The sequence below is a fragment of the Kutzneria sp. NPDC052558 genome, from assembly GCF_044547355.1.
In the GTDB taxonomy this organism is placed as follows: domain Bacteria; phylum Actinomycetota; class Actinomycetes; order Mycobacteriales; family Pseudonocardiaceae; genus Kutzneria.
Genome location: NZ_JBIUAG010000070.1, coordinates 1 through 9,701, shown reverse-complemented (window position 1 = coordinate 9,701; position 9,701 = coordinate 1). Strand labels below are relative to the sequence as shown.

Annotated in this window: 7 protein-coding genes; 4 read left to right on the top strand and 3 right to left on the bottom strand. The window is 70.0% G+C overall.

Annotated features, from left to right (window positions below):
- Positions 1 to 199: 199 nt before the first annotated feature.
- A complete protein-coding gene (locus ACIG5F_RS49005) occupies positions 200 to 337 on the top strand; it encodes a hypothetical protein (protein ID WP_396527242.1) in 138 nt (45 codons plus the stop codon).
- 455 nt (positions 338 to 792) lie between these two features.
- Here the strand turns inward: ACIG5F_RS49005 and ACIG5F_RS49000 are convergent, their stop codons facing one another.
- Positions 793 to 3,747 (bottom strand): AfsR/SARP family transcriptional regulator, encoded by a 2,955-nt coding sequence (locus ACIG5F_RS49000; protein WP_396527241.1) that lies wholly within the window; start codon positions 3,745 to 3,747, stop codon positions 793 to 795.
- Positions 3,748 to 4,037: 290 nt separating this feature from the next.
- Here ACIG5F_RS49000 and ACIG5F_RS48995 point away from each other — a divergent pair, with 290 nt between their 5' ends.
- The 3 genes from ACIG5F_RS48995 to ACIG5F_RS48985 are packed head-to-tail and all read left to right on the top strand — an operon-like array spanning position 4,038 to position 6,705.
- Entirely contained in the window at positions 4,038 to 5,246 is a 1,209-nt protein-coding gene (locus ACIG5F_RS48995; protein ID WP_396527240.1) for a hypothetical protein, read from the top strand.
- Between the two features lie 23 nt (positions 5,247 to 5,269).
- Positions 5,270 to 5,788: a hypothetical protein gene (locus ACIG5F_RS48990; protein WP_396527239.1), complete on the top strand. Its 519-nt coding sequence runs from the start codon at positions 5,270 to 5,272 to the stop codon at positions 5,786 to 5,788.
- Positions 5,785 to 6,705 carry a carbohydrate kinase family protein gene (locus ACIG5F_RS48985; protein WP_396527238.1) on the top strand — a complete coding sequence of 307 codons (921 nt, stop codon included), beginning with the start codon at positions 5,785 to 5,787 and terminating at the stop codon, positions 6,703 to 6,705. Before ACIG5F_RS48990 ends, ACIG5F_RS48985 begins: the two co-directional genes overlap by 4 nt.
- 44 nt (positions 6,706 to 6,749) lie before the next feature.
- Here ACIG5F_RS48985 and ACIG5F_RS48980 read toward each other — a convergent pair whose 3' ends face one another.
- Together ACIG5F_RS48980 and ACIG5F_RS48975 are read right to left on the bottom strand one after the other, a co-directional pair.
- Complete coding sequence (locus ACIG5F_RS48980) at positions 6,750 to 8,864, bottom strand: tetratricopeptide repeat protein (RefSeq protein WP_396527237.1); 2,115 nt, start codon at positions 8,862 to 8,864, stop codon at positions 6,750 to 6,752.
- A 337-nt stretch (positions 8,865 to 9,201) separates the two neighbouring features.
- Positions 9,202 to 9,594, bottom strand: a complete 393-nt coding sequence (locus tag ACIG5F_RS48975; RefSeq protein ID WP_396527236.1) for a transposase — start codon at positions 9,592 to 9,594, stop codon at positions 9,202 to 9,204.
- Positions 9,595 to 9,701: the final 107 nt, after the last annotated feature.

Genomic DNA, 9,701 nt, shown 5'->3' with positions numbered 1-9,701 from the left:
ACCGAGACTCCTTCCACCCGGAGGCTGCCGATCACCTCGGCGATGTGTTTCGTGGTCGCGTAGATGTCGACGTAGGCGTCGATCGGTTGCCGGCCTCGTGGCAGAGTTGTTGCATCATGGCGGCCGACTCCGGGCGCTGCGACGCGTGCTTGCGCAGCATCGTGTTGCCTAACAACGGGTTGGGCCCGGCGGCCGCGCCATGCTGGCCTTGGCCGCCGATGTGATGGCCGCGATTGGCGTCCTACACGTCGTGCCGTCGACGTTGGTGCTGCACCGGTTCCTCGACCCCGCCAATCCCGCCGCCCTCGCCGGTTCGTTGCTCGCGATCGCCGCCTGAAGGCGGGTGTCGCCTGAGGGGCGGGAGCCGGCGGAGCGGACGACGCGCCAGACGGCGTGGTGGTCGAGCAGCGCGGCGGCAATCTGCGAGCGGCCGGCGTTCTGTGCGCAGACGAACCGCACGTGCGGCACGGTCGGCCAGATCAGGTCCCCTGGTCTTGGCCAGGTCAGCGAGGCACTCGCGGGCGAAGCAGGCGGTGAGCACAGGCAGGTGCACGGAGATGGTGGCGTTGGCCGCGAGCAGCTCGTGGGTCTCCTGCGCGACAGCAGCAATGGTCAGGCCGACACGGACGCTAGTGGGGCGCCGACCGCGACCCGCACTGGGACGGGTCCACACGGTCCCGGTGGTCGACATGCTGAACACGAAGTCGTTGGCCATGAAGCGCGACCGGGACCAGTAGTCCGACCAGACCAAGTAGGCGGTGCCGCCGGGGTCGATCTCGAAGCGGCCAACGCTCAACAGTCCAGGCCGCGGGCCCCAGGGCGCAGCGCGGCCGAGAGTTGGAGATGCTGCTCGTCGCAGGTCTGGCTCAGCTCGGGTTGCCCTGTGGCCTGGTAGGCCTCGCTCAAGATGTGCAGCGCCTGGATCCGGGCGGGCAGATCGCTGCTGTGGTGGGCGTGCCGCAGCGCCTCGCGAGCCGCGGGGATGGACTTGGCCGGTTGGCGTAGCCCGAGATAGGCGGCGGCGACCGCGTTGTGCGCGACGGCGGTGTGCGCGGTCGTGCCGGTGGTGTGGATGGCGACTAGGGCTTGCAAGGCGTAGGCCAGCGCGCCCTCGTGGTCGCCGGTGTCGTTGCGCAACTCCGCGAACTCGATGAGCGCCTGGCCCAGCCCGGTCAGATCGGCGAGGTCGGTGTGAATGGCGATGGCATGCTCGTACAGGGCGGCGGCGACCTCGGGCTGGTGGAACTGCTGGTGGTGCAGGCGCGCGAGCCGCTGCAAGGTGTAGGCGGTGCCGGACCGTTCCCCGGTGGATTCCCGCAGTCGCAGCGCCTGTTGGAAGAACGTGCGCGCCTGCTCCCGGTGGCCCAGTCCGGCGTGAGCGACGCCGAGGTTGTGCAGGCAGCCCGCTTCGATATCGGCGTTGCCCAGTTCACGGCTCAGTGACAACGCAGACATGAGGTTGTCGACCGCCGGTTGGAAGTGACCCAGCCGGATCTGGGTCACCGCGAGGTTGTTCGCCGTCAGGCCTTCGGCATGACGGTCGCCGGCTGCGCGGGCCGCCGCCAGGGCAACGGTGTGCAGGGTCAAGGATTCGTCGTGCCGGGCGAGGCGGTCCAGGGTGTCGCGCACCAGCGCGGTCAACCGCCACGTATGGTCGTGCAGGTCCCGGGCGGCGGCCAAGTGGACCGCGGCGATCAACGTGGTGCACTCCTGTCGAAGCCAGGCGCCGGCATCGTCCTCGGCAGTGAAGACTTGACCGGTGATCAGGGTCCGCGCGGGTGGGACCGGGATGGAGGGGCGGTGAGGGTAGAGCAGCATGCCGGCGTGGTCGGAGGTCTGGACGTAGAAGTCGAGAACCCGTTCGCTGGCCTCCTGTTGGTCCTGCGCCGGCATGTGGCGGACGAGAAGGTCGCGGCCGAAGGCGCGGATCAGGTCGTGCATGCGGAAGCGCTGGTGATGGTCGGCGTGGTCGATCAGATTCGCGCCGGCCAGGACGGCGAGCGCCTGACCCGTAGCTCGCAGGTCCAGATCCAGCAGTGCCGCGGCGGCCGGAACGGCGAACTCCCGTCCCGGGTGCAGACTGAGCAGCTGGAAGGCGCGCTGCGCGGAATCGGGCAGGGTCGTGCAGGACCAGGTGAACATCGTGTGCAGGGTCGTCGTGTCGTCGGCGTCGTGGGCGTTGAGCAGGTCGTGGTAGTCGGCCAGGTGCTCAGTGAGGTCCGCGAGCCGGGCGTGGGGATGGGTGATGGTGTAGCCGCCGATGATCCTCGCGGCCAGCGGGAACCCGTCGCATTGGTTGACCAGCCGGGTCAACGCCTCGGGGTCCTCTTGGGCGCGTTCCGGCACGATCATGTGCGTGAGCAGGCTGTGAGTGTCCTGTGAGGACAGTTGCGGGAGCGGGATCCGGTGCGCGCCGTGATCGCGGATCAGTCCGGTGAGGACCGTGCGGCTGGTGGCCACGACCATGCAGGTCGCGCTGGCGGGCAACAGTGGCCGGACGTGGCCGGAGTCGCGGGCGTTGTCCAGGATGAGCAGCAGCCGTGCGCCGGCGGTTAGGGTGCGCAGTTGCGCGGTCCGCTCGTTCAAATGCTGAGGGATCGCGCTGGAGGGAACGCCGAGCGCCTGCAGGATCCATGACAGGGCCAGCGCGGGGGCCACTGGGTCGCCGGGGCCGAAGCCGTTGAGGTCGATGTGGATCCGGCCGGCTGGGAACGCGGCTCGCATCCGGTTGGCCCAGTGCGTGACCAATGCCGACTTGCCGATGCCGGGAGGGCCGTCGATCGCCACAACGCGAACGGTGGGTGTGCCGTCAAGATCGCCCATATCGACCACACTGTCCAACAAGGACAGTTGCTCGGTGCGGCCGGTGAAGTCCCGGATTCCCGGGGGAACCTGATCCGGCACCGTGGCGGCGGGGGCGGCGTCATCGGGCAGCCGGAGCGATTCGGTGCGAGCGGACAGGCTGTGCGGCGACACCGGAGGAACGACCGGCTGGTGGGACAGCAAGTACTGGAACAGGTCGTCCAGGCGTGGGTGGAACTCGAGATCGAGACGTTCCTCGTGCCGCCGTTTCGTCTGTAAGTAGTACTCGGTGAGCTCGTTCTCGCGGCCGGCTTGGATGAGCGCCCGCATCTTGCGCTCGATCAGCTTGCTGTCGAACTCGTGCTCCGACAGCAGAGCGTCCAGGCGTCCCAGAGCGTCCTCGGGCTGCTCCAGAGCCATCAGGCAGTCGATGAGCGCGTAGCACATCGGCAGCATCTCGCGGCGTGTCAAGTCCACTCGGGTGTCCTCGGCGCGCTGGGTCCGAAGGTCAGCCAGCAGCAGGTGGTGCCATGGGCGCAGCGCCTCCTCCAGCAGCGGCAAGGCCCGCGCGTGCTGATGCTCGCCCACAGCGAACCGAGCACGGTGGTAGAGGTCTTTGCCGTGGTGGTAGTCCACCCGCAGCGGGTCGAGGGTGATCACGTAGCTGTTGGTGGCCCGTTTCCACTGCAGGGGAGCTTGGAGGCCGGCGCTTTTGAAGATGCCGCGCAGCCGGGTGAGGTAGTTGTGGATGCTGGTGCGCTCGTCGTCGGGCATGTCGTCGTGGTCCCACAGCCACCGCACCAGTTCGCTGAAGCTCACCTGGCGGCCGGCGTTGAGCAGCAGCACGCCGAGCAGACCTCTGGTCTTGGCGGAGGTGCCCATCGCGAGCGGCTGGCCACCCAGGACCAGTTGGGTTTCTCCGAAGATGCGACACTGCAGATCCACCAGCGTTCCCCCTCGCTGGTCGCCGACCCGGGAACGAGAAGCCTCTTCACGGTAGCGCTGCTGGCGGCCGGGCGAGGTCGTTTGGTTGACCATGACCCACTGATGGGCGAGTGGTGGGTGCAGTGGTGGGTGCGCTGACAGTGCCGCGGTGAGTGCCGTGTGGACGCTGGCTTCCGTCGGGGATTCCTACGAGGACCTGGGGGAACAGCGTGATGGAGCACACAGTAGGGCCGTGGGTGTCGTCCCGGCCTAACACCTCCGGGTGGCTCACTCGATCGGGGAGCCGCACCGTGCTTGCCGTCGCCCACACCGTGGCCAGCGCCCAGGCGCTGCTGGAGATCCGCTCGGTGATCGGCGCGGACCTGCGGGTGCAGCTGCTGTTCACGGTCGCGCCGGACGTGTTCGCCGACGGCGTCGTCTGGTTTCTGCGCGCTCGCGGCGAGGTGGTGCTGCCCTGGTCCCAGGCCGTGCGTCTGGACACCGACGTCGTGGTGGCCGCCGGGTACGGCGGTCTGACCGCGTTGCGAGCGCCGATCGTCGTGCTGCCCCACGGCGCGGGCTACGGCAAGTACGTGCCCCTGTCCGCCCAGCGGCCCCTGATCGCCCCAGCGGCCCGATGCCTGAGGCCACCAGCGGGGACGCCGCCTCACGAGGATGCCGGGCGGCGTGAGGTGTACGGACTGGACTGTGGGCGGCTGGCGCGGCACGGACGGGTCGTGCCCGCCACGATCGCGCTGTCGCACCACCACCAGCGCGACCTGCTCGCCGCCGGCTGCCCGTGCGCGGTCGCCGCGACTGCGGTCATCGGCGACCTGAGCTGGGACCGCATGACCGCCAGCGTGGGGCTACGCGCCGAGTACCGCGCGGCGCTGGGCATCGGTCGACGCAGGCTGATCCTGATCGCCTCCACCTGGGGGCCGCACGCGTTGCTCGCCCGGCACCCGCAGCTGTACGAACGACTGGCGCAGGCCCTGTGCCCCGACCAGCACATGCTCGCCGGGCTGCTGCACCCCGCGGCCTGGACTGCGCACGGACGCCAGCAGATCCAGGCCTGGCTGAGCTCGGCCCGCCACCACGGGCTCGCGCTGATCGACCCGTGGCAGGACTGGCGGGCGCTGCTGGTGGCGGCGGACGGCGTGATCGGCGACCACGGCTCGATCACCACCTACGCCGCCGCGCTGGGCCGCCCGGTCCTGCAGGCCGACCTGGCGGTGACCGAGGTCCACGAGCGGTCCCCGCAGGCGCTGCTCGCGCTACACGCGCCACACCTGCGCATCTCACGCGACCTCGCCCCGCAGATCCACGACGCCCTGGACCAGGACACCCGCACACAGCAGGCCGCGGTCGCCGCAGCGCTGACCTCCCACCCCGGCCAGGCGCACCGACTGCTGCGCGAGATCCTGTACGGGCACCTGCGGCTGTCCGCGCCCGCCCCGCCTGCCACACCGCCCCCGCTTTCCCCGCCGTCCCTGTCGACGGCGGGGGACCAGTGGCGATGACATCCCCTCAAATCCGGGCCTGGGTGCGCGAGACCGCCTGCCCGACGGCAAACCGGACGAGCGGCTCAGCCAGCAGCACCCGGGTCCGGTGGATCACCGCCGACACCGACGCAGTCGTCGGTCGAGTCGGCCAGGACGTGGCGGGCCGGCTGTCCTGCGCTGATGTCCTGCTCGCCGAGGATTTCCGGCCGGGGGCGCTGCGCCGCGCCCATGCGCTGCTCAACCGCTACCCCGGATGTGCTCTGGCCGTCATTGTCCGCCGGCGTGGCCGGCTGACCGTCCTGACGCGCGACGGGCTGCGCCTGCACGCCGCCCGCGTCGACAGCCAGACGCCGAACCGACTGGACACAGTCGCACGCGCCCTGCACGAGTGGTGGGCCACCCGCCCACCGGCCGTGCTGCTGCGCGGACTGACGTGCGCACCGGCCGAGCACCACGACCACCGGTGCCGCCATGCCCGCCTGCGCATCCGATGCGCGCCCCTGGCCAGCAGTCACTCCAACCGCCCGGCACGACACCGCCATCGAAAGGAATCGTCATGAGCACCGTCGCGGTCGCCGGCATCGTCAATCTCCGCGTGGCGCTGCCCGTCGACACCTTCCCCGTGCCGTATCTGTCCAGCCGCCGACTTCCCGGACGTATCAGCCTGCGCCTGTCCGGGGTGGGCTGGACCGCCGCCTCGACGCTGCGCACCTTGGGCAGCGAAGTCGTGTTTGCGACCTACCTCGGCCACGATCTGGCCGGCCTGACCGCGGCAGCGGGCCTACGCGAGCAAGGCCTGCTCGGCCCCGCCACCCTCTACACCGAGCACCTGCCCCGCGCGGTCGTCCTCTACGACACCACGGGCCGCCGGGCCGGCAGCACCGATCTGCGTGACACCACCACCGCGTCCTACCCGCCGGAGGTGTTCTCCGCCGCATTGGACCAGGCCGGCCGGTGCGACCTCGCCCTGCTCACCAACATCAACTTCACGCGGCCGCTGATCCCCGTCGCCGTCGACCGCGGCATTCCCATCGCGACCGACCTGCACCTCGTCACCGATGTGGACAGCGCGCACAACCAGGACTGGATGCGCGTCGCGCACATCCTGGCATGTTCGCACGAACGGCTGCCGCTGCCGCCAACCAACTGGATCCGAGCGATCTGGCGGCGCTACGGCACACCGCTGGTGCTGGTCGGCGCCGGCGAACGCGGTGCGCTGCTTGGCGTGCGCGAGACCGGCACGATCTGGTCCGTTGAGGCGACCACTCCCCGCGGAGTCCACTACACCAGCGGTGCCGGAGACACCCTGCTGGCCACCTTCACGCACTACTACGCGCGCACCGGCGACCCGGTCGCCGCCGTGCGCCACGCCTGCCTCGCCGCCGGCTGGAAGATCGGCGGCCAACCCGACGAACCCATCGCGATCACACCGCAAGTGCTTGCCTCGCTTGTACTTCCCGACGTGAGTCCACTGTAGATGTAAAGGACGGCAAAGCGCTGCCGGCCCGTGGGCGGCGCGGATCACCCTTGGCGGCGCAGCGCCTCGATCCGCGACCGCACCGCGCTGGCCTTGGGCGAGGACCCGGTCGCGGTCAACAGCTCGAGCGCCTGCTCGTACTCATCCTGCGCGGTGCGCGGATCTCCATTGGACTCGGCCAACTCCGCCAATCCGATGCGGACCTGGGCCTGCTCGTAGGCCGACCCCAAGCGCGTCATCACCGCCATGGCGGCCTGCAGGTCGCCGCGCGCTCGCGCCCGCTGCCCCACCCTGACCAGGGCGCGGCCACGGGCGATCAGGGAGCGTGCGCCGTTGTAGTCGTCGGGATGGGGCAACGCCGCGAACGCCGCCACGGCCTCGTCTAGTAACGCGACTGCCTCGCCCGCGCGGCCGGTCAGGGTGAGCGCGACGCCGAGGTTGAGCTGGGTCAGCGCGGCGCTGCGGTACTTGCCCAGGCCGCGGTAGGTCGGCAGCGCTTGGGTGAGCCAGTCGATGGCCTGCCCGGGCTGATCGATGTCGAGTAGCAGCGTGCCCATCGCCTTGCGCATGCTCGCGACTCGCCGCTGATCGCCAATGGCCTCGGCGAGATCGAGGGCCCGCTGAATATGGGCGCGAGCCTCGTCGACGCGTCCGAGCTCCACACACGCCCTCGACCAGCGCTTCAGGCTGCTGATCTCCGCCGACGGCCGACCCCACAAACGGGCCGCGGCCCACGCGAGCCGGTCCACGTCCCACCATTCGGTGTAATGCTTGTGCAGTAGGTACACCGGCCATAGCGCGTCCGCCGTCTGCCACGCCAACTCGCCGTGCCGGTTGTCCACCGCCCACGCGATGCAGCCGACCAGGCAGAGTCGTTCCTGCTCAAGGAATTCCAGGGCGGTCGCCGAATCGCCGGCCTGGTCGGGAACCGCGACGTCAGGCGCGTGCGTGCGATAGGAGTAGTCCAGCTGGCGCCGCGCCGGAACCAACACGCGATAGGCGGCCCGAGCGGCGTGCAGGTACCACTCGGCCATTGCGAGCAGACAGCCCTGCAGGTGTGTCGGGTCGTCGACCCGTCGCGCGGTGGTGGCGGCGTGCACGCGCAGCAGATCGTGGAACTGGAATCGGCCGGTCGCGATCTCGCTGAGCAGGCTGGAATCGACCAATACCTCTATCGATCGCCTGGCCTGCGACAGATCCGTGCCCAGGGCCGCCGCGACCACCGGCAGGCCGAAATGCGGCCCCGGATGCAGCCCCATCAGCCGGTAGGCACGCGCGGCGTGATCGGGCAGCACCTGATAAGAAGAGTCGAATGTCGCCTGCACGGACACGTCCTCGTCCTCGGCCATGACCGCCAAGCGCCCACGTTCGTCGGCCAGCACGTCCACGGCGTGGGTCAACGACTGCTGCGGCCGGTAGGCCAGCTGCCCCGAGGCCACGCACAACGCCAGCGGAAGCCCGTCACATAGCCCGACCAGTCGCCGTGCCGGCTCCGCCTCCGCGCTGACCCGATCTGCCCCCAGCACCTTTGTCAGCAGCTCCAATGCCGCCGCGTGCTCCAGCGGAGCGACATCGACAAACGCGGCACCGTCCGCGAGCAGACCACGCAGACTGCGTCGACTGGACACCACGACCACGCAGTGGGCCGAGGCCGGCAACAGCGTGCGGACCTGCGCCGCCGAGACGGCGTTGTCGACCAGCACCGCGATCGCCTTGCCCGCGGTCACTGACCGGAACAAGCCGACCTGCTCGGCCAGTTCACCGGGCACATGGGCGGGATGCACACCGAGCGAGCGCAGACACTGCGCGACGGCCTCGGCCGTGGCGTTAGGGCCGTTGTCGCCGATGCCGCGGTCGAGGGCCGAGAGATCGAGGTAGAGCTGTCCGTCAGGGAACCGGTGGGCGATGGAGTGCAGCCACTGCAGCGCCAGCGCCGTCTTGCCGATGCCGCCAGGTCCCCGCAGCACGATCACCCGCGGCGTGGTGGCGGCCGGTGCCGGGAGTAGCGTGTCCATGCGACGCAGCTCGGCGGCCCGGTTGGTGAACAGCGCCGAGGGCGCCGCCAGCTGACGCGGGATCGGAACACCAGCGCGCTCGACAGTGGAGATCAGGTGGATGTCGCCGTGGATCGTGCCGGCTTGGATGCTGGCGCCGAACACGGGGCCGGACACCTTGTTGCTCGTGGTGGACTGGTCGGGGCGTGCGCTGGTTCCTGATAGTGGGTCTTGGTCCATACGCGTCGCTCACCCCGACCACGATCGCCCCGGTCAACCGTGTACCAGGACAACCGTACGGTGACGGAGGCGTTCGAACGCGCCGATCGCCGATGGTCCACTCGACAGGACTATCGCCTTGATGGAGGGCGGCCGGCGGCTTCGCTCCCCCTGCGGTCGACGGCGGCCGAATCGGCGAACGCGATCATCACCGCGTTCGGGTCGTCGGCCAGGACCGCGCCGGGCTCGGCAACGCTGTGCAGGACATACGGGCTCTTCGAAGTTAAGCGGGGTCAAGGCATCCGCGTCCCCGCCGGGTGGTGGCGCAGCGAGTGTGGAGTCGTTGGCTGACCGGGTTGCACAAGCCGTAGGCATCCCGGGCGACGGTCTTGATGACCCGGTTGGCGCCCTCTGATCCCGCGTTGGTGATGCCGGTGTGGATTGACGCGAGGATCTCCGGCCACCAGACCGACACCGTGGTGGCCAACCGCTCCAGTTCCGGCAGACCGGAACGACCGCACCGCTCGTAGAACCGGGACAACCGGGCCCAGATCACGGCCCGGTCCGGGTGAGTGCGGGCCAGGGCGAGCAGGTCCAGCAGGTCTTCCTTGGCGTTGCAGGCGGCCAGGATCGGTGTCCCGATCCCGGTAGGAAGCGCGTGCAGGTCATCGACCATCGGGGTGCAGGTGGGCGGCGTGCATCCGGGCGGCGGAGCGGGTCAGCCGATTCCGCAGCTCCCACTCCCGGTTGCCCTTGCGGCCTTGCCTGCCCCGGACCTGCATG